This window comes from Erythrobacter donghaensis (assembly GCF_001557325.1).
GTDB classification, from domain to species: Bacteria; Pseudomonadota; Alphaproteobacteria; order Sphingomonadales; family Sphingomonadaceae; genus Erythrobacter; species Erythrobacter donghaensis_B.
In genome coordinates, this window is the sequence record NZ_LSJS01000129.1 from 1 (window position 1) to 444 (window position 444).

General features: G+C 64.2%; 1 protein-coding gene. It reads right to left on the reverse strand.

What is annotated here, in order from left to right; translation table 11 throughout:
• Positions 1 to 444, reverse strand: a 444-nt coding sequence (locus AX692_RS06810) for a TraU family protein (RefSeq protein ID WP_196491774.1), incomplete at both ends; no start/stop codon positions are given.

Below are 444 nucleotides of genomic sequence, written 5' to 3' on the forward strand. Positions count from 1 at the left end.
CGCAGGCGTAGCGGCCCTTGGTCTGCGGATTGGGATTGGTGGCCTGGAAGCGGTATTGCTGCTTGCGCATCACCGGCATCAGGTACTTGCCGCAAAGCCCCTTGCTCCCCATCGTCCCCCAGGCGACGAGCTCGCGGTGGAGCTTGTAGGAGAAGCGGGCGAGCGCGAGCCGCGAGGCTTGGACATGGCCAATGGTCGCCGAGACATTGCCGTTAAGCGGATACATCGTGCCCTGACAGCCCGCGCACCAGAACAGTTCATCGGTCGGCAGCTTGGCCGTTGCCGCCACGCAGTCGGCCGCGCAGGCCGCAAGCGCCAGCGGATTGGCGAACAGTACAGCCTCGGGGTTGATGATCGCGGTGAGTTCGCTGTCCTGCCAGAGCGGATCGATCTCGGTGATGTAGAGGATGTCGATCGAGCCGGACTCGAGGCACAGGAAATCGG